Origin of the sequence: Janthinobacterium sp. CG_23.3 (assembly GCF_046115965.1) — a bacterium.
Classification (GTDB): domain Bacteria; phylum Pseudomonadota; class Gammaproteobacteria; order Burkholderiales; family Burkholderiaceae_D; genus Janthinobacterium.
Genome location: NZ_JBJXIB010000005.1, coordinates 17,153 through 41,836 on the forward strand (window position 1 = coordinate 17,153; position 24,684 = coordinate 41,836).

Sequence of the window (24,684 nt, forward strand, 5' to 3'; positions counted from 1 at the left end):
CCAAGATGCAGAGTGTTCCTGACGATCCGATTTCAACTGAAATAGCGGGCCTGCAACAGCCGTTGAAGGGCCGACGGCTCTTTTCCTGGCTGTTCCTCATCATGTTCCTGCTGGCTTTCCTGGTCGCGCCGGTGCTCGCCACCATCTGGCCCGCGGAATTCGGCAGCGTTGTTGCGGGTAACTATTTCAAGCCCCACGCGGCGGCGGTCCAGCCCTTGGCCATCGCCGGCACCAGCAGCGCCGTTATCAACGCCAAGACCGGCAAAGCCATGTCGGCCCATCCGACCTACATGCAACTCGACGCGACCTGGAACCCCGGCCACCTGTCCAGTTCCCACCAGCCCTGGGCGAATGATTGCAAGGTCTGCCATAGCAAACCGTTCGAACGGGTGCAGGACAAGGATTGCCTCGCTTGCCACGCCGCCACCGGCGACCATGTCAGCGTGCAGACCGCCAAAGTCGAGGGTTTGCACGAGGTGCGCTGCGCCAGCTGCCACCGCGACCACCAGGACGAGTTTGGCCTGACCGAGCAAAACAAGCGCTTTACAGGCACCAATTGCGCCTCCTGCCATACCGACATCAAGGCCAGTTATCCGAAATCGCAGGCCGAGAACGTCAAGGACTTCGCCGGCGACCACCCGGACTTCCGTATCCAGGTGAATATCGGCGCCGGGCCGGACATGCTGGCGCGCATGCGCCGCAGCGCGCAAAAGAAGCTGACCGAACCGACCGCGCTGAAATTTCCGCATGACGTGCACCTGACCGCCGGCGGCGTGCGCAGCCCGAAGGGCAAGGTCAAGATGGCCTGCGATACCTGCCACAAGCCCAATTCCGACGGCAGCACCTTCCAGCCGGTGACGATGAAGGACAATTGCCAGAGTTGCCACGCGCTCAAGTTCGAGCCGGCCGGGTCGAACCGCGAAGTGCCGCACGGTTCGGTCAGCCAGGTGCTGACCACCTTGCGCGAGTTCTATAGTTATGTTAGTACCAACAAGGTGGCGCTCGACCGGCGCGCCGAGGACGGCCCGATCTTCAGCATCCGTCCGGGCAAGGAGGAGGCCATGAGCAGCTTCGTGCGCACGCCGGGCGACGCGCGCAACCGCGCCGCGGCGGCCGCCACCGAACTGTTCGAGAAAACCGCCTGCGTTACCTGCCATGAAGTGACGCGCAAAAAAGGCCCGGGCGAGAAGGGTACGCCGGGCCAGGACATGCCGCAATGGAACATCGCGCCGATCACGCCGCGGCACGCGTGGATGCCGAAGGCGCATTTCAGCCATATCCGCCACCAGTCCGCCAAATGCGCCGACTGCCACGACTCGGCCAAGTCGAACGAGGCCAGCGACGTCAGCATGCCGGCCATCGCGCAGTGCCAGGATTGCCACGCCGGCAAGAAGCCGGTGGTCAACAAAGTCACGTCCGACTGCGGCCTGTGCCACGGCTTCCATCTGCCGTCGACCGCGTCGGCGGACAGGCCCGGCGGCGCGCACATGACGCCGGCGCACGCGTCCGCGCTGGCGCCAGCCGCCACGCCGATCTCGCCCGCGGTGGTGAAGCCATGAGAGCAAGCGTCATGAACTACAACAGTTTAGCTTCCACGGCGCGCCCGGCCGGCCTCGCCTTGTCGATAATGGCGGCCTTGCTGCTGGCAGCCTGCAGCGGCGGTGGCGGTAGCGCCGACGGCAGCGGCAACGGCAGCTCGGGGGCCTGCGACTTCAAGGTCGCCAGCGAGCCGCAGGCGCTCAGCGCCGCCGATGTCGAACAAATCGTCGCGCAGGGCGTGCAGGCAGCCAGCGCGCTCGGCGCCAAGGCGACCTTTTCCGTGGTAGACCGCTCCGGCAACGTGCTGGCCGTCTACAAGATGAACGGCGCCGTCGCCACCGTCAGCATCGGCTCCCTGCGCGACCAGCCGGCGCAGGGACTGGACGGCTTGAACGGCATCGTCACGGCCGAACTCGCGGCGATCGCCAAGGCCGTCACCGGCGCCTATCTGTCGTCGTCCGGCAACGCCTTCAGCACCCGCACCGCCAGTTACATCGTGCAGAACCATTTCGCGCCCGGCATTTTGCAAACCGCCGGCGGTCCCTTGTTCGGCGTGCAGTTTAGCCAGTTGCCTTGCGGCGACCTGGTGTCGCGCGGCGACGCGGTCGGCCCCGGCCCGAAACGCTCGCCTCTGGGCCTGTCCGCCGATCCGGGCGGCTTCCCTCTATATAAGAACGGCCGCGTGGTCGGTGGCATCGGCGTCATGGCCGACGGCGTGTATGCGCTCGACAAGGAGCCGAGCCGCGGCGACGCCGACCTCGACGAGCGGATCGCCCAATCGGCCTTGAAGGGTTTCGCCGCGCCAAGCTGTATCCGCGCCGAGCGGATTAGCGCCGGCGGCCTGGCTTTGCCGTACACCACGTCGGACAATGCCGTGGTGGCGGTGTCGGCGACCTCGCTGAGCGATCCCCTGGTGGGCGCAATGGGCGCGCTGACGTCGGTGCCGACGTATTACGACAAGTCGGGGATACGCGCCGGCGTCGCGCACGGCAGCGCCGCGTCCGGCTTCATCGCCGACAACGCCAGCTTCAAGGCGCTCGGCGGCTACGTGCTGGTCAACGCCGCCCATCCGGCCAACCGCTACGCGCCCAGCGCGTCGCAGTCGCCGGCGCCAAGCGACCCGGCGGGCGCAGGCATGTCGGCGGCGGAGGTGACGGAGATCCTGGCGCAGGCGCTGGGCGTGGCCAACCAAGCCCGGGCGCAGATCCGCAGCCCGCAAGGTTCGGCCGCGCAGGTGACGATTGCGGTCGTCGACGGCGCCGGCAATGTGCTGGGGCTGGTGCGCACCCCCGACGCGCCGGTGTTCGGCACCGACGTATCGCTGCAAAAAGCCCGCACGGCGGCGTTTTTCTCGTCCACGCGGGCCGGTGCGGAACTGGCGGCGCAGGCCGCGATTGCCTATGTCAACGAGGGCGGCAAGAGCACCGGCGCGCCGTTCACATTGGACTCGGCCTACCTGTCGGGCGCGGCCAAGAATTTCTTCGGCAATCCGGGGATATTTGCCGACGGCACCGCTGTCACCGCGCGCGCCATCGGCAATATTTCCCGGCCAAATTTCCCGGACGGCATCGACGGCAACCTTAACGGCCCGTTTTCGAAGCCCGCGGCAAGCTGGAGCGTGTTCAACGACGGCCTGCAACTGGACTTGGTCTACAACGGCCTGGTCCAGGCGATCGTCGATGGCGCCAGCAACAACGCCAATTGCACCGGCACCGGCGCGCCGGGCAATCCCGGCATTGCCGCGCTGAAAAACGGCATGCAGATCTTCCCCGGCAGCGTGCCCGTGTATCGCGGCAAGACCTTGATTGGCGCCGTCGGCGTCTCCGGCGACGGCGTCGACCAGGACGACATGATTGCCTTCCTCGGACTGGCGCGCGCCGGCAAGGCGCTCGGCAACGGTATTGGCCACGCGCCCGCGGCCAGCCGCGTCGACACGTTGCTGCTCCAGGGCAAGCGGCTGCGTTATGTGCAGTGTCCGCAGACGCCGTTCAACAACAGCGGCGAGCAGAACGTCTGCGATGGGATCTGATATGCGTAAGATCCGATCCGTCTCCGGCGCCTTGTTGTGTGCGACCTTGCTGGCGTCCGGCGCCGCCAAGGCGCAGACGGCGCCGCTGAAGCCGGGGCCGGCCATGGCCGTCGTGCCCTTGCTGGAACTGCAAGTATTGTCGGCTTCGGTGCCGTTGCGCGAGGCGCCCGACGGCGGCGCCGCCGTGCTGGCGCAGGCCGAGCGCGGCCAGTTGTTAAGCGTGCTGGAGCAGCGCGGCGAATGGTATCGGGTCGGCCTGTCGGCGCGGCAAAGCGGCTGGGTGCTGCGCGCCCCCGGCGAGTACGGCGATATGACGGTGGCGCTGTTCCCGGCCAAGGGAAGCACGCTGTATGCGGCCGACGCCGCCGCCGACGCCGCCATTTTGCAAGCGCGTCCCGGAACGCGCGCGCGCACGCTGTTGACGCTGCCGCCTATCGATCCGCAACAGGTGGCGCCGCCGCAAGCCAATTTGCCGCGCGAGTCGATTGCCGTGCCGGACCGCTGGCGCCTGATGCAGACGCTGGGCTTCAAGTTCCCGCTGTACGACCCGTACAACCAAAATCCGCTGAAGGGCGACTTGCCGGTGTTGAAAAACCTCGGCGAAGAGTTGTTTTTCAACCTAGGCGTCATCTCGGACTCGCTGCTGGAGTCGCGCCGCCTGCCGACGCCGGTGTCGGGGCAGACCGGTATCGCGCCGGGCGCCAACGATATCTTCGGCGGGGGCCGGCAAAACGTGCTGGCGCACAACCTGATTGTCAGCCTGGGCCTGATCAAGGGCGACACCACGTTCCGGCCGCCCGACTATGAATTGCGTTTCGTGCCGGTGTTTAACTTCAACCGCGCCCACGTGCAGGAAGCCGGCGCGCTGAACATCAACCCGTCGACGGGAACGCGGCGGGTCGACAACTTCGTCGGCGTGCAGGAACTGTTTGCCGACGTCCACTTGCGCAACGTCTCCGAACGCTACGACTTCGACAGCCTGCGGGTCGGCGTGCAACCGTTCACCAACGACTTCCGCGGCTTCCTGTTCCAGGATTCGCCGTTCGGCGTGCGCCTGTTCGGCAACCGCGGCAACAACCAGTTCCAGTACAACCTGGCCTGGTTCCGCCGCTTCGAGAAAGACAGTAACAGCGGCCTGAACGATATTGCCAAGGGCTTGCGCAAGGACGACTTGTTCCTCGCCAACTTGTTCCGGCAAGACTTCCCAGTGCTTGGTTTCACCTCGCAGCTCAGCTTCGTCCACAACCGCAACAACGAAAAACAGCGCGCCTACGACAGCAACGGCTTCCTGGTGCGGCCGGCTTTCGTCGGCGACGTGCGCCCGCACAGCTACCGGGTCAACTACCTCGGCTACAGCGGCGACGGCCATTTCGGCGTGTGGAACCTGAGCACCTCGGCCTACGCCGCCATCGGCAGCGACGAGCACAATCCGATCGCCCAGAAGCCGCAGCGGATACGCGCCGGTTTCTTCGCCGGCGAATTGTCGCGCGACTACAGTTGGCTGCGCTTGCGCGGCAACGTCATGCTGGCGTCCGGCGACAAGGACCCGTTCGACGACGTCGCCGGCGGTTACGACGCCATCTTCGAAAACCCGCAATTCGCCGGTTCCGATACCAGCTTCTATATCCGCCAGGCGATGCCCTTGATCGGCGGCGGCGGCGTGGCGCTGGCCGGGCGCAACAGCCTGTTGCCGTCGCTGCGCTCGTCCAAGGACGAGGGCCAGTCGAATTTCGTCAACCCCGGCCTGAGCCTGCTGGGCGTCGGCGCCGACGCCGACCTGTCGCCGCAACTGCGGCTGTTCGGCAACGTGTCCTCGCTGCGCTTTATGGAAACCAGCTCGCTGGCCCTGCTGCGCAACCAGGCGCCGCCGTCGCGCGCCATCGGCACCGATTACTCGGTCGGCTTCCATTGGCGGCCGTTTTTCACCCAGAACATGATCGTCAACGGCTCGGCCGCCGCGCTGAAGCCGGGCGCGGGATTGAAGGCGCTGTACGGCGCCAAACAGGGCACCTTCTATTCGCTGGCATTCAACGCAGTACTTACATTTTAAACAGACATGCATATTCGTTTTACATGGCGTCGCCACACGCGCTCGATAGCAGCGGCCATCGTCCTGACCCTGGTCGTGGCGCTGGGGCTGGCCGGCCTGTTGCCGTCGAGGCCGGCGAGCGCCTCCGAGGCGGCCAAGTTGTCCAGCCGCAGCTATACGACGGCGCCCGCCGCGCCGAAGGCGCAGTCGGCGGCGCAGGCGCTGGCCAAGTCGGACGGCTGCATCAGCTGCCATAGCGCCAGCGACCGCCACACCATGCACGCCAACCCGGCCGTGGTGCTGGGTTGCACCGATTGCCACGGCGGCAACCCGGCCGTCACGCACGCCCGCCCCAAGGTCGAGGCCAACGCCAAGAATCCGGCCTACCGGCGCGACATGGAGCGCGCCCACATTTTGCCGCGCGATGAAAAATTCTGGAACTATCCGTCGTCGGCCAACCCGGAGCGCTCGTTCGCCAAGCTCAACAAAGAGCACCCGGCCTATGTGCGCTTCATCAATCCGGGCGACTTGCGGGTTGCCCGCGACGCTTGCGGCAGTTGCCATCTGCCGATTATCCAGGCGCAGGAACGCAGCCTGATGTCGACCTCGGCCATGCTGTGGGGCGGCGCCACCTACAACAACGGCATCCTGCCGTACAAGCGCTACGTCATCGGCGAGTCCTACACCGCCGACGGCAAGGCCGCCACCATCGTCAACCCGGTCAAGGTCGACCAGGATTTGTTCATCTCCAAAGGCATCCTCGACCGCCTGTATCCCTTGCCGGCCTGGGAATCGATGCCGCCGGGCGATATTTTCCGCGTCTTCGAGCGCGGCGGCCGCGTGATTTCCAGCCAGTTCCCGGAAATCGGCCTGCCCAACCTGTCGGGCACGCTGCAAAAGCTCGACGAGCCGGGCCGTCCCGACATCCGCCAGTCGAACCGCGGCCCCGGCACCGGCAGCCGCATCGCCGTGCCCGCCATTAACATCACCAAGACCCGCTTGAACGATCCGCACCTGTGGTTCCTGGGCACCAACGAACAGCCGGGCGACTACCGTTCCTCCGGCTGCACCGCCTGCCATGCGATCTACGCCAACGACCGCGACCCGAAGCATTCCGGGCCGTACGCCAAGTTCGGCAACACCGGCACCAGCCAGAGCGTCGACCCGACCATTCCAAAAGGCGAGCCGGGCCACCCGCTCAAGCACGAGTTCACCCGCGCCATTCCTTCGTCCCAGTGCATGGTGTGCCATATGCACCAGCCGAATATTTTCGTCAATTCCTTCTACGGCTACACGATGTGGGATTACGAGTCGGACGCGCCGCACATGTGGCCGGAAAAGCAGAAATACCCGACCGACAAGGAAGCGCGCGAAAGCCTGGACCGCAATCCCGAAGAGGCCGCCATCCGCGGCAAATGGAGCGAGCCGGCCTTCCTGAAGGACGTGGCGAGCTTAAATTCCAAGCTGAAGGACACCCAGTTCGCCGATTACCACGGCCACGGCTGGAACTTCCGCGCCGTCTTCAAGCGCAACCGCAAGGGCGCCTTGCTCGACGCCAAGGGCGGCATCGTCTCCGACGACGACCCGGAAAAATTCAAAAAGACCGTCCACCTGTCGTCGATCCACCTGGACGTCGGCATGCATTGCGTCGACTGCCATTTCGCCCAGGACATGCACGGCAACGGCCACATTTACGGCGAAGCGGCCGCGGCAATTGAAATCGACTGCGCCGACTGCCACGGCACGGCCAAGAAATATCCGACGCTGCACACCAGCGGCCCGGCGGCCCAGCCCGGCGGCATGGACATGAGCCTGCTCAAGACCCAGGACGGCCGGCGCCGCTTCGAGTGGCGCGACGGCAAGCTGTACCAGCGCGCCGCGCTCGATCCGAACAAGGAATGGGAGATGAGCCTGGTCAAGGACACGGTCAATCCGAACCATCCGAAGTACAACATCAAGGCCGCGCGCGCCAAGCTGATGGCCGCCGGCGACGCCGGCAAGGCCGGGCAGTGGGGCGCCGGCGTGGAGAAGTTCGCCCACGACGACGAGAAGATGACGTGCTTCACCTGCCATCTGTCGTGGACCACCAGTTGCGCCGGCTGCCATTTGCCGATCCAGGCCAACTGGAAGACCGAACGCAACCATTATGAAGGCGGCGAAAGCCGCAACTACGCCTCGTACAACCCGCAGGTGGCGCGCGACGACATGTTCCAGCTCGGGGTCAGCGGCGCGGTGAAGGGCGGCAAGATCACGCCGGTGCGCTCCAGCTCCGGGCTGGTGCTGTCGTCGACGAATATCAACCGCGAAAAGATTTACATCCAGCAGCCGCCGATTTCCTCCAGCGGCTTCTCGTCGCAGGCGTTCGCGCCGCATTACCCGCACACCGAGCGCAAGGAAGAGACCAAGACCTGCACCGATTGCCATATTTCGAAGAACAACGACAACAACGCCATCATGGCGCAGCTGCTGCTGCAAGGCACCAACTTCGTCAACTTCGTCGGCTTCAACGCCTGGACCGGCGAGGCCGGCCACGTCGAGGCGACCACGGTGACGGAATGGGACGAGCCGCAGGCGGTCATCGGCAGTTACCTGCAGCGCTACGCCTACCCGGACTATTTCCGCAAGCACCAGGAACGCAGCCTGGAGTTGGCCGAGTCGCAACACCAGGCCAGCGATGGCAACGTGCGCTGCCTGCAACTGCGCGGCGAGTATCTGTTCGCCGCCGAGGGCAAGGGCGGCTTCCGGGTCTACGACACGGCCAACATCGTCAACAAGGGCGTGTCGCAGCGCATCGTCACGGCGCCGTTCTCGCCGCTGGGTCAAAACACGCATATCGCGTCGAAAAACGCCACCTGCATGGCGCTGCCGACCAACCAGCCCATCGCGCCGACCCGCAACCAGGGCGACTTGATGCGCGTGACCAACCAGGAACAGCCCTTCCACCCGATCTACCACTACGCCTTCATTACCGACGCGGAAGAGGGCCTGATCTTGAGTAACGTCGATACCCTGGCCGACGGCGAGCCGCGCAACAACTTCCTGTCGCGCGCGCTGACCTGGAATCCGGGCGGCTTGCTCAACGGCGCCCGCCATATCGTGCTGGGCGGCCACTTCGCCTATGTCTCGACGCCGACCGGCGTGGTCATCCTCGACCTGGACAATCCGCTCAAGCCGCGCCACGTGGCGACGTTGGCGCTGGACGACGTGCGCGCCTCGGCCTTGCAGTTCCGCTATTTGTTCGTGACCGACAAGACCGGCTTGCGCGTCGTCGACGTGACCAATCCGGCCAAGCCGGTGTTGCAGGCAGGCAGGGTGGCGCTGGGCGATGCCCGCAAACTGTATCTGGCGCGCACCTACGCTTACGTCGCCGGCGGCGGTCAAGGTCTGGCCATTATTGATATAGAGAAACCGGAGCAGCCGCAGCTGTATCAAATGTTCAATGCCGGTGGCAAACTGAGCGATACGCAGGACGTGGTTGTCGGCAGCACCAACGCCTCGCTGTTCGCCTATGTCGCGGACGGCAAGAATGGCTTGAAAGTGTTGCAACTGACGGCGCCCGACACCCAGCCGCGCTTTTACGGCTTCTCGCCGGAGCCGAAGCCGCAACTGATCGCCTGGCGCAAGACCGCCTCGGCCGCCTTGTCGGTCTCGAAAGGGCTGGACCGCGACCGCGCCGTCGACGAGACCGGCAACCAGATCGCGGTGTTTGGCCGCATCGGCGCGCGGCCTTTCGTGGCCAGGGAAATGGACAAGCTCTACAAGCAGCCCGACGGGCAAATATGGAAGGTTACTGACGAAGCCAGTGCCAGGGATTACGTGGCACGCAAGCCAACTGTTGCGGCGCCTACACAGAAGGGTGCAAAGTGAAGAATCGTTATCTGGTAGATATGCTGTGCCGAAACGGGCTGGTGTTTGGTTTGCTGTTCGGTTCCTTGTTCGGCGCGCTGGCGCAGGCCGCGCCGGCCGGCGCCGCCTTGCCCAACGTGGCCGCGCACCAGAGCGTGGGCACGGTCAATTGCGCCAATAGCGGTTGCCATGGCGCCGTCACGCCGTGGACCGACTCGCACGTGCTGCAAAACGAGTACACCACCTGGTTGCGGCTGGACAAGCACGCCAAGGCCTATTCGGTGCTGCTGAACCAACAGTCGCGCAAGATCGCCAAGAACCTCGGCTTGAAGCAGCCGGCGCACGAGTCGCAAGCCTGCCTGGACTGCCACGCCCACAACCCGGCGCCGAAGCTGGCGGGTGAGCGCCATGTCGTTGCCGAAGGCGTCGGCTGCGAGGCTTGCCACGGCCCGGCCGAAAAATGGATCGCCTCGCACGTGGTGGCGGGCGCCACCCACGCCGACAACGTGAAAAACGGCATGTATCCGACCAATAACCCGGTCGAGCAGGCCAAGCTGTGCCTGTCCTGCCACTTCGGCGACGAGAACCGCTTCGTCACGCACCGCGTCATGGCCGCCGGCCATCCGCGCATATCCTTCGAGCTGGGCACCTTCGCCACCATCGCGCCGGCGCATTACCAAATCGACGACGACTGGCGCAAGCGCAAGGGCGACTACCAGGGTGTCAAGATCTGGGCCATCGGCCAGGCGCTCGCTTCCAAGCAATTGCTGGACGCGCTGGCCGACCCGCAGCGCGGCCGCGACGGCCTGTTTCCCGAGCTGGTGCTGTTCGACTGCCACGCCTGCCACCATCCGATGAGCGAGCAAAAATCGTCGCCGCGCCTGAGTGTCGGCCCCGGCAAGGTACACTTGAACGATAGCAACCTGTTGATGTTGCGCGCCCTGGTGCGTGTCGTCGATCCGGCCAACGCCAACGCCTTCAACCAGCAGGTGTCGCAAGTGCACCAAGCCATCGCCGGCAACGGCGCGCAGGCCGATCCCTTGGCGCTGGCCAAGAAGTTGTCCGCCACGATAGGCCAGTACATCGTCCAGTTCGAGAAGAGGAGTTTCGACGTGACCACGCTGCGCGACGTGCTGAAGGCGCTGCTCAACGAATCGAGCGTCGCCTATTATTCCGATTACGCCGGCGCCGAGCAGGCGTATATGTCGATTTCCAGCCTGGCCTCGACCTTGGCCAAGCAGAACGCGCTGGCCTCGGCCGGCGAGGTCAACCGCCGCCTCGGCGCGATGCGCAAGGCGCTGGCCAACGACGAGAAGTACCGCGCCGAGTTGTTTGGCGCAGAACTGGCGGGTTTGCGCCAGTTGATATCCTCCCAAGTTAAGTAGGTGATACAGATGATTGACTCCGGCAACACACCCCAGGCCCAGGACGGCGCCGCCCCTATCGATGACGCGTGTTTCGATATCGTCATCGTCGGTTCCGGCCCGGCCGGCCTGTCGGCGGCCGCGCGCGCCAAGGCGCTGGGCACCCGCCACGTGCTGCTGGAGGCCGACGCGCAGCACGCGTCGGATACCATCTTCAAGTACCAGAAGGGTAAGCATGTGATGGCCGAGCCCGGCATCCTGCCCTTGCGCAGCGATATGAGTTTTACCGCCGGCAAGCGCGAAATGTTGCTCGACACCTGGAACCGCGAACTGGGCAAACTCGACGTCAATATCGCCTACGGCAAGCGGGTCAGCTCGATTGCGCGCGACGGGCAGAGCGGCATCTTCACGCTCGGTTGCGAGGACGGCAGCCAGTACCTGAGCCGCGCGGTGATCCTCGGCATCGGCTTGCAGGGCAATATCCGCAAGACCGGCACGCCCGGCCAGGACCATCCGCGGGTGCAGTACACGCTGGCCGACCCGGACGAGTTTTCCGGCGAGACCATCATCGTCATCGGCGCCGGCGACGCCGGCATCGAGAACGCGCTCGGCCTGGCGAACCAGAACACCGTCTACATGGTCAACCGCGGCGAGGAATTCCTTTACTGCAAGGACGGCAACCGCACGCTGATCACCAACGCCGAGAAGACCGGCAAGATCACCATTTGCTACAGCGCCACCACCTTGCGCATCGAGGAGAGCGGCGAAGCGATTCCGCTCAATTTCGTCTACAGCGGCAAGGGCGGCGAAACCGTCATTCCTTGCCACCGCGTCATCGCGCGGCTGGGCGCGACGCCGCCGCGCAAACTGATCGAGAGCTTCGGCATCGAGTTCCCGAACGCCAACCCGACCTCGGTGCCGGTGTTGTCCGAGTCCTACGAATCGAACGTGCCGGGCCTGTACATCGTCGGCGCGCTGGGCGGCTATCCGCTGATCAAGCAAGCCATGAACCAGGGCTACGAGGTGGTCCATACCATCGTCGGGCAGCCGGTCGAACCGGTCGACGAACCGCTGCTGCGCAACAAGTTCAAGCCGTGGAAGCCGGACGTGGCGGTGTCCGGCGTGATCGACCTGATCATGGAAACGGTGCCGCTGTTCAAGGGCATGTCGAAGTTGCAGTTGCGCGAGTTCATGCTCGACTCGAACCTGCAAACGCCCAAGGCCGGCAGCGTGGTGTTTAAGAAACTCGATTACACCAACACCTTTTATTCGATCCTGGACGGCGACGTCGACGTCGAGATCGGCAACGAGGACGGCAGCCTGAAGGTCATCAAGTTGACCAAGGGCCGGTATTTCGGCGAGATGGGCCTGATCTCCGGTCGGCGCCGCACCGCGACTATTCGCGCCGGCAAGGGTTGCGTGTTGCTGGAAACGCCGCGCCGCTCGATGCTCAAGCTAATCGCCGCCGTCGACGACGTGCGCCGGCAAATGGACGCCGTCTTCGTGCGTTACGCGATTACCAACTTCATCGGCCCGATGCTCAGCGCCGAGGCGATCAACGCGCTGGTCGAGGCCAGCGTCGACATCCGCCGCTACCAGGCCAACGACGTGCTGTGCCGCGAGGGCGACGCCGCCGACGGCCTGTACCTGATACGCCGCGGCTCGGTGACGGTGTCGAAAACCGCCGCCGACGGGCGCGAGCGCATCCTGTCCTACGTTTCGGCCGGTAACTATGTCGGCGAGATGGCGCTGGTCAACGACGCGCCGCGTTCGGCGACCATTACCGCCACCGTCTTCACCGAGGCGCTGGTGTTGAACGGCGCGGTGTTCAAGCAGCAACTGGACGCCAATCCCCTGCTGCGCAAGTCGATCGAAGCGAAAATGCTCACGCGCACCCGCACCAACGTCGCGCTGGAACGCAGCACCGGACGCGAGAGCGACTTGATGCGTTTCCTGTTGGGGCAGGGTGTCGGCGAAGCCTCGGACGTGCTGCTGATCGATGAATCGCTGTGTATCCAGTGCAACAATTGCGAAACCGCCTGCGCCGAAACGCACGACGGCACTTCGCGGCTGAAGCGCGAGGCCGGGCCGACCTTCGCCAACATCCATCTGCCGACCGCCTGCCGCCACTGCGAGCATCCGCATTGCATGAAAGAATGTCCGCCGGACGCGATCAGCCGCAGCGAGGCCGGCGAGGTGTTTATTAGCGACGCCTGCATCGGTTGCGGCAATTGCGAGCGCAACTGCCCGTACGGCGTGATCCAGATGGCGTCGGAAAAGCCGCCGAAAAAGGGTGGCGGACTGCCGTGGTTGCTGTTCGGGCTGGGCAAGGCGCCGGGCCAGCGCCAGGCCGACTACGACGCCAACGCGCCGAAGAAAGCCGTCAAATGCGACCTGTGCAGCGGCCTCAAGGGCGGCGCCGCCTGCGTGCGGGCCTGTCCGACCGGCGCCGCGATCCGCATCTCGCCGGAGGACTTCTTCAAAAGCGGCAGCGGGCGCTAACCCGACAACCTTGGCTCGGCGCGGCGCGCCCCGCTTCGGCCAACGTTGTCGGATTACGCTACGCTCATCCGACCTACGATTGACGCCGGCGGTAAACTTACAACACGCGCTTGCGGATTTGCGTCACGACCAGTTCGGTCACGATGACAATCGCGAATATCGCCACCAGCACGGTCGCCACGCGCGGCCACTGGAACAGATTCAGCGCGGTGTCGAGCGCCATCCCGACGCCACCGGCGCCAACGATGCCCAGCACCGCCGATTCGCGCACGTTGATGTCCCAGCGCAGCAACACGATCGACATAAACGCCGGTTTCAGGTGCGGCAGATAACCGTACCAGATCTGCGCGAAGGTGCCGGCGCCGGCCGCCTGCAAGGCTTCGATCGGCCCGCGCGGCATTTCCTCGATGGTTTCGCCGGCCATCTTGCCGACGAAGCCGATCGAGCGAAAGGCGATCGCCAGCGTTCCGGCCACCGCGCCGGGGCCGAAGATCGCCACGAACAGCAAGGCCCAGACCAGCGAATTGATCGAACGGCTCGCCACTAGCACGATGCGGGCCATCAGGTTCAGGCTTTTGTTGCGCGTCAGGTTGCCGGCCACCAGCAGGCCGAAAGGCACGGCCAGCACCACCGACAGCAAGGTGCCCAGGCTGGCGATGTGGATGGTTTCGACCAGCGCCGCGTGCACCCCTTCGGAGTAGAAGGCCCAGTCCACCGGCCACATGCGTCCAAGCATGTCGCCCATCTGCTGGGGCGCGTCGTAAATGAACTCGGGAATGATTTCAAGGCTGCGCAGCGATTGCACCACGGCCACGGCCATGACCAGCCACACCGCGAAACGCAGCATTTTTTGCCCCAGCGAGTGGCGCTTCCAAGTGCGCGGCGCGGTGGCGCCCGATGCGCCCGGGCCGTAGGGTACGGTTGTGCTAGACATTGAACACCTTTTTGACTGAATTGGCCAACACTTCGCCCACCACGATGATGGCGATGATCGTCAACAGGATCGTCAGCACGAAGTCGTAGTCGAAACGCTGGAACGCGGAGAACAGCACGCCGCCGACGCCGCCGGCGCCGACGATGCCGACCATGGTCGAGTTGCGCAGGTTGGAGTCGAGCTGGTAGGTCGAGAAGCCGACAAAGCGCGACAGCACCTGCGGCAGCACGCCGAACAGGATCACGTTCATGAACGAGGCGCCGCTTGCGCGTACCGCTTCAACCTGCTTGATTGAAATCTCCTCGATGGCCTCGGCGAACAGTTTGCCGATGAAGCCGATCGACGCCACCACCAGCGCCAGGATGCCGGCCAGCGCGCCGAAACCGACCGCCTTGACGAACAGGATCGCCACGATCACCGGGTGCAGCGAGCGGCACACCGATACCACGGCGCGCGCCGACCACGACAGCCATGGCGGCATCAGGTTGCGGGCGCCCATCAGGCCGATGGGCAGGCTCAGCAAGATGCCGATCAGCGACGCCAACACGGCGATTTGCAAACTTTCGGCGATGCCGGTCCAGAGCACGTCGGTCTTGCTCAGGTCCGGGGGGAACATGCGGGCGAGGAACTTGCCGCCGCCGCCCAGGCCGGTGGAGAAACGCTCCCACGAAAAACCCAGCTGGGTCGCCGCGTACACCGCGTATAGAAGAATCAGCACGGTCGCGACCCGGCTCGCCGCGCTGCTCTGGAACGCGGTCGAGACGCGCGCGGCCGGCGCCGTGGTGGCCGGCGCGCTCACAGCCAGTCCTCGCCGCCGTAGATGCGCTTCATGCAATCGTCGTCCAGGCGCTCGGCGCTGCCGTCGTAGACCACATGGCCGCCCGACATGCCGATGATACGGTCGGCGTAGCGCTTGGCCAGCTCGACGTCGTGGATGTTCACGATCACCGGGATGCCGTGCTTGCGTCCCTGTTCCTTGAGCAGCGAAATGATCTCGAACGAGGTTTTCGGGTCGAGCGAGGAGGTTGGCTCGTCGGCCAGCAGCAGCCGCGGCCTTTGCATCAGCGCGCGGGCGATGCCGACGCGCTGGCGCTGCCCGCCGGACAGGGCGTCGGCGCGTTGGTTGGCAAACGACGACAGGCCGACCGTGTCGAGCAGTTCGAACGCGTGCTCGACGTCCTCTTTGGGAAACTTGCGGCGCCACGCCGACCACGCGTTGACGTAGCCCAAGCGTCCGCACAGCAGGTTTTCCATCACGGTCAGGCGTTCCACCAGGTTGTATTCCTGGAACACCATGCCGATCTGGCGCCGGCTGGCGCGCAGCGCGCGGCCCTTCAATTGCGCCAGGTCGCTGCGCCGGCCCTCGGAGGTGAACCAGATCGCGCCGCTGCTCGGGTCGACCAGGCGGTTGATGCAACGGATCAGGGTCGACTTGCCGGTTCCGGACGGGCCGATGATCGCCGTCAGGCCGGCGCCGTCGATATTCAGGTTGATGCCCTTGAGGATGGGATGGCCCGGCTTGTACTCCTTGACCAGGCCTTGTATTTCGAGTGCGTGCGACATGGCGAATCACCTTCAATGGAAAATGTGGACGAAGCTCGCCCGCTCCGGCCCCGCAGGCCGGATCGGCGCGCTGTCGCGGGGCTTATTTTTTAGCGGCCTGTTTGTCGTAGGCGGCGCGGTTGAAGGTTTCGCCGGCGGTGTGCGACACGTAGCGCACCAGCGAGAAGTCTTTCTTGTACTCGATAGGGAAGAAGCGATCCGAGCCGGCGAAGGCTTTTTTCAGCTCGTCGCCGAAGCGGTAGTCGTAGAAACACTTCAACATCTTGTCGCGGAACACAGGTTCCAGGTCGTGGGCGTAGGCAAACGACTGGGTCGGGAATTTTTCGCTGCGGTACAGCACGCGGAAATCGTCCTTCTTGATCTGGCCGCGCTCGACCATGCGGTCGTATACATCGGAGGCCACCGCGGCGGCTTCATAGTCGCCGGAGTTGACACCCATGATCGATTGGTCGTGCTTGCCCGAAAACAGGATCTTGTAATCCTTTTCCGGCACCAGGCCGGCTTTCGGGAAAAGCGCAATCGGCGCCAAGTGACCGGAATTGGACGATGGCGAGGTATGGACGACCTTCTTGCCCTTCAGGTCGGCCATTTTTTGAAACGGGCTGTCTTTTTTGACGATCATGATCAGCGAATAGCCTTGGTACTCCTTCTGGTTGCCGATGACGGCGAAGGGCACGGCGCCGGCGATGTTGACCGCGAACGCGGTCGGTCCGGTCGAGAAGCCGCCCACATGCAGCCGGCCGGAGCGCATCGCCTCGATTTCGGCGGCGTTCGATTGCACCTGGAAGAACACCACTTTCTTGGCCGTGCATTGGGTCAGGTAGTCGGTGAAGGGCTTGAACATCTTGTCGTAGACGGCCGGGTCTTCGACCGGGGTGAACGAGAACACCAGCGTATTCGGGCTTTTCTGTTTTTTCGGGTCGGTCAGCGCGTCGGCCACCAAGTCCTTGTTCTCGTCGCAGTATTGGGCGTCGAGGTCGCCGCGGTTGGCGCATTCACCCTGGGCGAACGCCAGCGCGGGGAAGCTCAGGGCCAGGCTTGCCAGGCATTTAATCAATCGCATGATGATGTCTCTTTATAGTTTTTACGAGGTTGATCCGGAAGGTGAACCGAGTCTACCGCCTCGTGTCATTTTTGACGAATCGGCGAGCGCGGAAAACCCCACTTTTCTTGCGCCTCCCTGTCCGCTTCCTGTCGCCAAGCTGTCAATCCCCGGCATTTTCTTGCGCTGCGTCAGACGCTCTGGCGCGGGCGCCAAATTGGCTGTATAAAGCATGGTCGCCGGCGTGGCCGGCGGCGCCGCCCCCGGAGGCGGATGTCACCTTATTGTTGTCGTGAACCGGCGGGAAAAAAATTGAATATCTTGTTGGTCGAAGACGACCTGGACATGTCGAACGCGCTGCTACGCGCCTTGGAACGGCGCGGATTCTCCGTCGCCACCTGCTTTGACGGCGGTTCCGCCTTGCGCAGCATCAAGGAGGGCCAGCACGACCTGGTCATCCTCGACCTGAACATTCCCGTCATCGACGGCATGCACTTGCTGCAGCGCATACGCGCGCAGGGCATCACCACGCCGGTGATCGTACTGACGGCGCGCGGCGCGGTCGGCGACCGGGTGGCCGGTTTGAACGCCGGCGCCGACGACTACCTGGCCAAGCCCTTCGACCTGCAGGAATTGGACGCCCGCGTGCGCGCCTTGCTGCGGCGCAAAAACGGCGGCGAGGAAACCGTCCAGCGCTGCGGCGAACTCAGTTTCAAGCGCAGCTCCGACACCTTTTACCATGGCGGCGAGCCGCTGATGTTTCCGCCGCGCGAATTCGCGCTGTTGAAGGCGCTGATCGCCATGCCCGGCCACGCCCTCACCAAGGAAAAACTGTTCCGCCTGGTGTTTTCCTTCGAGGAGGACGTGCAGCTCGAAGCCATCGAAGTCATCATCCACCGGCTGCGCAAAAAGCTCGCCGGCACGCGCACCGAAATTCTGACGCTCAGGGGCGTCGGTTATCTGCTGCGCGCCTGCGCGACGGCCTCAAGGCAATGATCTTCTCGCTGTCTTCGCATTCGGCGCGCAGCTACCTGCTGGCGTGGATCATCGCGCCGATCGTGGTGTTTATCGCGGTCGATACCTTCACGCTGTATCGCAACGCGCTCGACTCCGTCAACACCGCGTACGACCGCACCCTGGTGGCGTCGGCGCAGTCGATCGCCGACCTGCTGCGCATCGAAGACGGGCGCTTGAAGGTGACGTTGCCGCACGCCGCGCTGGAAATTTACGAGGCCGGCATTTCCAGCCAAATGGTGTATCGCGTCAGTGGCCTGAACGGCGAGTTCCTGTCCGGCGACCGCGGACTGGCCCAGTACACCGGGCCGCCGCAGTCGCGCGCGTCCTACCCGGCCGTGGTGCGCATCTACGAGGACCTGTACCGGGGCCAGGAGGTGCGGGTGGCGGCGATCTTCCAGCCGGTGGTGTCGAACGAGCCGACCGGGCGCGCGCTGGTGCAGGTGGCGGAGACGGTCGAGCATCGCAAGAACATGGCGCGCAAGATCTTGCACGAAACCCTGTTGCACCAGGCGATACTGGTGGCCGTCCTCAGCTTGGTCACCTGGGTCGTGGTGTCGCGCGCCCAGCGGCCGCTGGAGACCCTGCGCACCCAGCTCGACCAACGGCACGCCGAGGACTTGTCGCCGATCGCCATCCCGTTCGCCTCCAAGGAGGTGCAGCCGGTGGTGCGGGCGCTGAACCAGTTGATGGCGCGGCTGCAACCGCTGCTGGACCATCAGCAGCGCTTCGTGGCCGACGCCTCGCACCAGTTGCGCACCCCGCTGGCGGTACTGAAGACGCAATTGCAATCGGGCTTGCAGGGCGATGCGCCGCCGCTGGTGATCCTGCAGGAGATGGCCGGCACCGTCGAGCGCGCCAGCCAGCTGGCCAACCAGTTGCTGTCGCTGGCGAAGGTGGAGCAGTTACGCGGCAGGGGCCAGCAGGAACCGTGCGACCTGGCCATGCTGGGGCGCGAGGTGGCCGTCAACCTGTCGCCGCTGATCGGCGAAAAAAACCTCGACTATGAATTGGACGCCGAAAAAATCGCGGTAATGAGCCAGCCGTGGATGATCGCCGAACTGATCTCCAACTTGTTGCACAACGCCATACGCCACACGCCGCCGGACACGAAGATCGGCGTGCGCATCACGGCCGAGGGCGAGGCCGCGCTGCTGTGCGTGTGGGACAGCGGGCCGGGCATGGCGGCGGACATGGACAGCCGGGTGTTCCAGCCGTTTACGGCCAGCCACTCGTCGCAAAGCGGCGGCCTCGGCTTGACCATTTGCAGCGAAATCGCCGCCTCGATGGGCGCCGCGATCGCGCTGGAGAACCGTATCGTCGACGGGCGGGTGGCCGGCTTGAACGCGCTGGTGCGCTTCCCGGCGCTGGTGCGGGTGGCCCGAACCTGAGGCGGCGCCGGGCAGCCGATTCGGGCGCCGGCAGACGATGGTCGCGATCGCCGGCGCCGCCTGAGCGCGTCCCTACAACCCTCCGGTCGGGCCTCGATATGGCGGTTTTTTAGGCAAGATCGAGTCTTGCGCCCGCTGAGACCGATACCATCATCGAATTTCCTTCGTGCTCGGGCGCAATAGCCGCCGCATTAAGCCGTCTTTAGTGCTGCGAAGATTTGCATTCTTGTGTATGGTGGCGTAGCGAGCATAGTTATCCACCATGGCAATGAAGGCTGATCAGACATGACAAGCGACGCGCCGCTGTACAGGAACCACGTAATGCTGTTGTCGGAGATATTCTTTATCAAAGACAACCAGGCTGAACTACTCCTGTGCGCGCATAAATACGATTTCGACATCATCTTCTTCAATGAAGTGCAGGATTTCGTTGTGGCCGTCGAGAACGACCACGGCAACAGCCTGTGCGTCATCGACCTTGACGCTTTACACAATATGCAGGCGGACATGCATGAGCGCCGCAAGACCTTGATGCTCAGCGAGTTGTTGCAACGCCTGCCGGGCGAGCACACGTATGTCTACCTGCAGAGCGTACGCCAGGGCGGCCGCTTTTTGCTCCAGCAGCGCCTGGTCGACAGCAATTGCCTGGCCTACGCGGAAAAACCGATCGCCAACGACGTGCTCGTCGACAGGTTGTTCACCTTGTTCGTCCAGAAAAACCGCGGCGACCTGGTGCGACTGATGCACCTCGGCGAGCCGATCGGGCTGGACGAAGCGGCGCTGCTGCAGCGGCGCGTCGAGGTCATCCACCACAGCGACGCCCAGACGCTGCATCTGCGCGTCAAGGAATTGCAGCCCGACATCGTGCTCATTACGGAAGCCGAATACGAGCGCACCGAAGCCATTGTCCGCGTCCTCAAGAAAAACCTGGAAGCCGACCCGGTGCGCGAAATCACGCTGTTGCAGCGCCAGCCCGACGCCGCTTTGACCCGGCGCGCCCTGGCCAGCGGCTTCGACGAGATTTTACTGATGACCGATACCGACGTGCTGGCGGGGCAACTTGTCAACCGCGCCAACAAGATCCGCGTGAACAAGGACTTGATCGGCAAGGACCGGGCGACCGGGCTGCTCAACAAGATCGGTTTGCAGAAGAAGGCCCAGGAACTAATCCGCCAGGCGGCGCGGGAAGGCTGTCCGCTGGCCTTCGGCGTGGTCGATATTGACAAATTCAAGACCGTCAACGACACCTGGGGCCACTATTTCGGCGATATCGTCATCAAGCGCCTGTCGCTGACGCTGGCGCCACACATGGGCGAACGCGATTTGCTCAGCCGCTTCGGCGGCGAGGAATTCGTGGTGGTGTTTTGGGATTGCACGCTCGAGCAGGGATGGCGGCGGCTGGACGCGATGCGCCAGTCTTTCGCCGCGATCCCGTTTGAAGTCAAGGCGGGCGACGTGCGCCACTTTTCCTTCAGCGGCGGCATGGCGGCGTACCCCGAGTACAAGAGCGAAAACGAATTGTTCCTGCGCGCCGACGCCATGCTGTATGTGGCGAAGGAAGGCGGGCGCAATCAGATCTGCGTCAAACCGTCGGCTTCGGCGTTGAAATAGTTAAAACCAGCGGCCTCACCCCGGGGCCAGACCTTCAGGTATGAGCCCGGCTCTGGGCCGATGGTTTTTGCTTGCCTCGGCGGCGTTCAGGCGCCGTTGGCCGCCTTGCCGGTCGGCTCGGACGGCCGCGCCAGCGCCAGTTGCGTCGGTTTGGTCTTGCCTTTCGCGATAGGCAAGCGCGTCACCATGGCCGGCTTGCCGCCGCTGAGTTTAAACACGCCGACCACGCCGGACAGTTGCGCGGCCTGGTCCTGCATCGTCGCGGCCGCCGCCGAGGCCTGCTCGACCAGCGCGGCGTTTTGCTGCGTGACCTGGTCCATTTGCGCGATCGCATGGTTGACTTGTTCGATGCCGGCCATCTGCTCGTGCGTGGCGGCGGAGATGTCGCCCATGATGGCGGTGACGCGGTGCACGCTGGCGACGATCTCGTCCATCGTGCGCCCGGCCTCGTCGACCAGCGCCGAGCCGTTGTCGACCTTGCTCACCGAATCGCCGATCAGCGCCTTGATCTCGCGCGCCGCGCCGGCCGAGCGCTGCGCCAGCGTGCGCACTTCGTTGGCGACGACGGCGAAACCGCGGCCCTGTTCGCCGGCCCGCGCCGCCTCGACCGCCGCGTTCAACGCCAGGATGTTGGTCTGGAAGGCGATGCCGTCGATAACGGCAATGATATCGACGATCTTCTTCGACGAGGCCTTGATCGAGGCCATCGTCTCGACCACCTGCGCCACCACGGCGCCGCCCTTGCCGGCCACCTCGGCCGACGACAGGGCCAGCTGGTTGGCTTGCCGCGCGTGGTCGGCGTTTTGCTTGACGGTGCCGGTCAGCTGCTCCATCGACGCGGCGGTTTCCTCCAGCGAACTGGCCTGCGCCTCGGTGCGCGAGGACAAGTCCAGATTGCCGGCGGCTATCTCGCGCGAGGCCATGGCGATGGTCTCGGTGCCGCCACGCACCTCGCCGACGATCTTGAACAGGCTGGCGTTCATGTCCTGCAGCGCTTGCAGCAATTGGCCGACCTCGTCGCCGGACTCGACCAGGATGGTGCCGGTCAGGTCGCCGCCGGCGACGCTGCGCGCCACCTTCACGGCGTGGCGGATCGGCCGCACGATGCCGCTGCTGATGTACCACGCGGTGATCAAGCTGAGCAAGCCGCCGACTAGGCCCAGGGCGACCATCATCAGGCCGGCGCCGTGGGCGGTGGCGGTGACGTCGGCGCCGGCGCTGCGCATCAGCCCGGCCTGGACGGCGATCAGCTCGTCGATTTGGGCCAGATAGCGCGCGTGGGCCGGGCGCAATTGCTGGAACAGCAGCGCGGCGGCCTCGTCCTTGCTGCCGGTTTTGAGCAGGACCAGCATCCGCTCGCGCGCGGCGGCATACACCAGGCCGGCGTCGCCGAGCGCCTTCAGCACCGGCTGCGCCTGCGGCGAGCGGACGGCGGCGGCCAGCTTGCTCAAATCATCGGATATCGATTTGCTGCCGCTATTGACGCTATCGATTTCGTTTTTAATATCATTTTGATCGCCCATCAGCAAGGCGCTGGGCAGGCTGCGGGCCTGCAGTTCGAGCGCGTTCCTGGCGTGGTTGAGCAGACTGATCTTGTCATAGCCGTCATTCACGGTCGCATCGATAGCCGAGCTGACCGTTTGCAGGCGGCTGGTGCCGATCACCACCACCACGCCCAGCATCAGCGTAGTCAGAAGGAAGGCGATCGTCAGGCGCTGACCTATTTTAATGTTTGCGATATTCATGTGCCGTATGAGTTGTGTTTCCTGCGGCGCCGCGTACGCACGCCAGTGTCAGGATATTGTTGTAAACCCGGTGTCTCCCCCGGGGCAACTTCAGTGTATCAGCGACAATGAAACAGATCGAGAAATATTTCCATTCAGGAATTGTTATGTGCGGTTTTACCAATTTTTGAGAGTTGACGGCCGTCATCGTCGCTTAAGGCAGCTTGAGGGCGCGGGCGATGTCCTCCCAGGCGACGTACTTGAAGTTTTGCGGGCCGTCCGGCAGGCGTTTGTAGCCGTCCTGGATCACCAGCATGCCGCTGGCGTAGGCGCCGCCGAGGTTGGCGGAGCTGGCGTCCAGGCCGTCGGTCTCGGAGGTGCCGTCGATGCCGGCCGCCAGGTTGTAGCCGACGCGGAAGGTGCCGCGCACCCGGTTCGGCGCCGCCGCGTCGAGCACAACGTAGCTGTTGTTGCCCTGGCTGGAGACGATCAGGTAGTCGCCTTTGGCGCCGTGGTAGAGCGCAAGGCCTTCGACGTCGGCGCTCAAGTGGGGGCCGAGCGGGAGGATCAGTTGTAGGCCTGCCTTGGCGGAGGCGTCGGCCGCGCCGGCCCAGACGCCGCGCTTTTCTTCGCCGATGTAGAGGCGGGCGCGGCGGTCGTCGACGACGCAGCCTTCCGGCTGGCTGGCCACGCTGAAGCGCCGCAGCAGGGTGCTGGCGTAGCCTTGCCCGTGTCGTTCGATGCGGTAGTGGCGGTAGCTGCCGTCTTTGTCGTTGACGAAGGCTTCCAGGCCGCCGCCCGCCGGCTGGTACAGGCAGATGCCGTAGATGCGTTCGAGGTCGGTCGGCAGCCGCGCCGCTTCGCTGACGATCCCTTGGGCGTCGATGGTAAATAGCATCATGCTGTTGTCGTCGCGCTGGCTGGCCACGGCCAGGTCGACGCGCTGGCCGTCGAGGGTGACGTTTTGGCGCAGGTCGACGTTGTTCAGGCGGCCGACTTCGAGAAGTTGCCGTTGCTTGCCTTGCAGGTCGTACACCAGCAGGCCCTGCTTTTTGTTGGTGCCGAGTATGCGCGAGGCGGCCGGGTCGTTCGGATGTACCCAGATCGCCGGGTCGTCGGCGGCGTCGCCCGCGCGCGCCATCGGTTCGGTCTGGCCACGCGGTTCGATGACGGCCATCGGCATGGTCGTGGCAACGGGCGCCGGTCTGGCCGCCTGCCAGGACTGAGGCCGGATTTGCCAGTTGCCTGCGGCCTCGTCGCGCAGCAGCAGGTCGATGCCGCCGGCGCCGGCGCGCAGCGCCAGTTGCCCGGCGCCTTTGGCGCTGCGCGTGGGTTGCGGCGGCAGCGCCTGCCATTTGCCGTCGCGACGGCGCAGCAGGTGCAGCCGCTTGCCTTTGGCGTCGAGCACCGCGACGCCGCCCGGCAGCACGGCCAGCGCGCCGGCGCCGCCGTCGAGTTGGCCGAACGGGCGCCGCAGCGCCACCGGTTCGCGCCTGCCGGCGCTTTCGGCGTCGGCTTCATAGGCCCACAGGCCGATGCCGGATTCGCTGACCAGCAGCGTGTGGCTGGCGTCGTCGGCGCGGCAGTGTTTGGCGTGCGGCGGCAGCGCCAGTTTGCGCACCAGTTGGCGTTGGTCGCCGTGCATCAGCCATTGTTCGCTTTGGCCGTCCTTGCCGATCAGGAACAGGTGCGTAACTTGCTGGGCGTCGCGGTACAGACAGGACGCTTCGACGCCGAAGCCGGGGACCGGGAAGGGCGCTTGCGCGCGCAATTCGCCGGCCTTGAGGTCGACCATGACCGCCAGCGGGCGCTGGGTGTCGGCTTCCAGCACGACGGCCAGCGCGCCGTCGGCGTGGCTGCGGGTGTCGAGTTGCTTGGCGCGCATCGGTAGCGTGGCGCGTTCCTTGCCGGCCGCGTCGAGCAGGTGCAGGCCGCGCTTGTCGAGGCTGAGCCAGCCGCCGCCGGGCAGCGCCGCCAGTTCGTCGGCGCGCGCGGTGGCGCCCGGGGTGGCGGCGCCGGCCTGGGCCAGCGTCGTGGCCGCCAGCAGCGCCGCGCCGAGTGCGGCCTTCATTGGTATTGTTTTCATTGTGTTTTTC

The 24,684-nt window shown here is 64.9% G+C and carries 15 protein-coding genes; 9 read left to right on the forward strand and 6 right to left on the reverse strand.

The features are described 5' to 3' along the window. Positions 1 to 5 precede the first annotated feature (5 nt). The 6 genes from ACFDR9_RS03005 to ACFDR9_RS03030 are packed head-to-tail and all read left to right on the forward strand — an operon-like array spanning position 6 to position 13,309. Positions 6 to 1,559, forward strand: a complete 1,554-nt coding sequence (locus ACFDR9_RS03005) for a cytochrome c3 family protein (protein WP_409030019.1) — start codon at positions 6 to 8, stop codon at positions 1,557 to 1,559. After that, entirely contained in the window at positions 1,556 to 3,568 is a 2,013-nt protein-coding gene (locus ACFDR9_RS03010) for a heme-binding protein (protein ID WP_409030020.1), read from the forward strand. Before ACFDR9_RS03005 ends, ACFDR9_RS03010 begins: the two co-directional genes overlap by 4 nt. A gap of 1 nt (position 3,569) precedes the next feature. Next, a complete protein-coding gene (locus ACFDR9_RS03015) occupies positions 3,570 to 5,618 on the forward strand; it encodes an SH3 domain-containing protein (protein ID WP_409030021.1) in 2,049 nt (682 codons plus the stop codon). Between the two features lie 6 nt (positions 5,619 to 5,624). Beyond that, on the forward strand, positions 5,625 to 9,464 hold the full coding sequence (locus tag ACFDR9_RS03020; protein WP_409030022.1) for a hypothetical protein: 3,840 nt from the start codon (positions 5,625 to 5,627) through the stop codon (positions 9,462 to 9,464). Further along, the gene (locus ACFDR9_RS03025; RefSeq protein ID WP_409030023.1) at positions 9,461 to 10,828 is read left to right on the forward strand and encodes a multiheme c-type cytochrome; all 1,368 of its coding nucleotides are present in this window, start codon (positions 9,461 to 9,463) and stop codon (positions 10,826 to 10,828) included. Before ACFDR9_RS03020 ends, ACFDR9_RS03025 begins: the two co-directional genes overlap by 4 nt. Positions 10,829 to 10,837: 9 nt before the next feature. After that, complete coding sequence (locus ACFDR9_RS03030) at positions 10,838 to 13,309, forward strand: cyclic nucleotide-binding domain-containing protein (RefSeq protein WP_409030024.1); 2,472 nt, start codon at positions 10,838 to 10,840, stop codon at positions 13,307 to 13,309. Between the two features lie 97 nt (positions 13,310 to 13,406). On the opposite strand, the gene phnE (ACFDR9_RS03035) is transcribed toward ACFDR9_RS03030, so the two are convergent. From phnE (ACFDR9_RS03035) to phnD, 4 genes are all read right to left on the reverse strand, one after another. After that, positions 13,407 to 14,243 carry a phosphonate ABC transporter, permease protein PhnE gene (phnE, locus tag ACFDR9_RS03035; protein ID WP_017875403.1) on the reverse strand — a complete coding sequence of 279 codons (837 nt, stop codon included), beginning with the start codon at positions 14,241 to 14,243 and terminating at the stop codon, positions 13,407 to 13,409. Next, on the reverse strand, positions 14,236 to 15,042 hold the full coding sequence (gene phnE, locus ACFDR9_RS03040; protein WP_409030025.1) for a phosphonate ABC transporter, permease protein PhnE: 807 nt from the start codon (positions 15,040 to 15,042) through the stop codon (positions 14,236 to 14,238). Before phnE (ACFDR9_RS03040) ends, phnE (ACFDR9_RS03035) begins: the two co-directional genes overlap by 8 nt. Further along, positions 15,039 to 15,806 carry a phosphonate ABC transporter ATP-binding protein gene (gene phnC, locus ACFDR9_RS03045; protein ID WP_409030026.1) on the reverse strand — a complete coding sequence of 256 codons (768 nt, stop codon included), beginning with the start codon at positions 15,804 to 15,806 and terminating at the stop codon, positions 15,039 to 15,041. Before phnC ends, phnE (ACFDR9_RS03040) begins: the two co-directional genes overlap by 4 nt. A gap of 82 nt (positions 15,807 to 15,888) precedes the next feature. Beyond that, positions 15,889 to 16,869, reverse strand: a complete 981-nt coding sequence (gene phnD, locus ACFDR9_RS03050; protein WP_026132577.1) for a phosphate/phosphite/phosphonate ABC transporter substrate-binding protein — start codon at positions 16,867 to 16,869, stop codon at positions 15,889 to 15,891. Between the two features lie 291 nt (positions 16,870 to 17,160). Here phnD and ACFDR9_RS03055 point away from each other — a divergent pair, with 291 nt between their 5' ends. The 3 genes from ACFDR9_RS03055 (at position 17,161) to ACFDR9_RS03065 (ending at position 20,864) form a co-directional block, all read left to right on the forward strand. Then, positions 17,161 to 17,844 (forward strand): response regulator transcription factor, encoded by a 684-nt coding sequence (locus tag ACFDR9_RS03055; protein ID WP_017875407.1) that lies wholly within the window; start codon positions 17,161 to 17,163, stop codon positions 17,842 to 17,844. After that, positions 17,841 to 19,253 carry a sensor histidine kinase gene (locus ACFDR9_RS03060; protein WP_409030027.1) on the forward strand — a complete coding sequence of 471 codons (1,413 nt, stop codon included), beginning with the start codon at positions 17,841 to 17,843 and terminating at the stop codon, positions 19,251 to 19,253. The genes ACFDR9_RS03055 and ACFDR9_RS03060 overlap by 4 nt, the downstream gene beginning before the upstream one ends. Positions 19,254 to 19,538: 285 nt before the next feature. Further along, positions 19,539 to 20,864 carry a diguanylate cyclase gene (locus tag ACFDR9_RS03065; RefSeq protein ID WP_409030028.1) on the forward strand — a complete coding sequence of 442 codons (1,326 nt, stop codon included), beginning with the start codon at positions 19,539 to 19,541 and terminating at the stop codon, positions 20,862 to 20,864. 86 nt (positions 20,865 to 20,950) lie between these two features. On the opposite strand, the gene ACFDR9_RS03070 is transcribed toward ACFDR9_RS03065, so the two are convergent. Then, entirely contained in the window at positions 20,951 to 22,609 is a 1,659-nt protein-coding gene (locus ACFDR9_RS03070) for a methyl-accepting chemotaxis protein (protein WP_409030029.1), read from the reverse strand. Between the two features lie 193 nt (positions 22,610 to 22,802). Further along, positions 22,803 to 24,674 carry a phytase gene (locus ACFDR9_RS03075; RefSeq protein WP_409030030.1) on the reverse strand — a complete coding sequence of 624 codons (1,872 nt, stop codon included), beginning with the start codon at positions 24,672 to 24,674 and terminating at the stop codon, positions 22,803 to 22,805. Positions 24,675 to 24,684 lie beyond the last annotated feature (10 nt).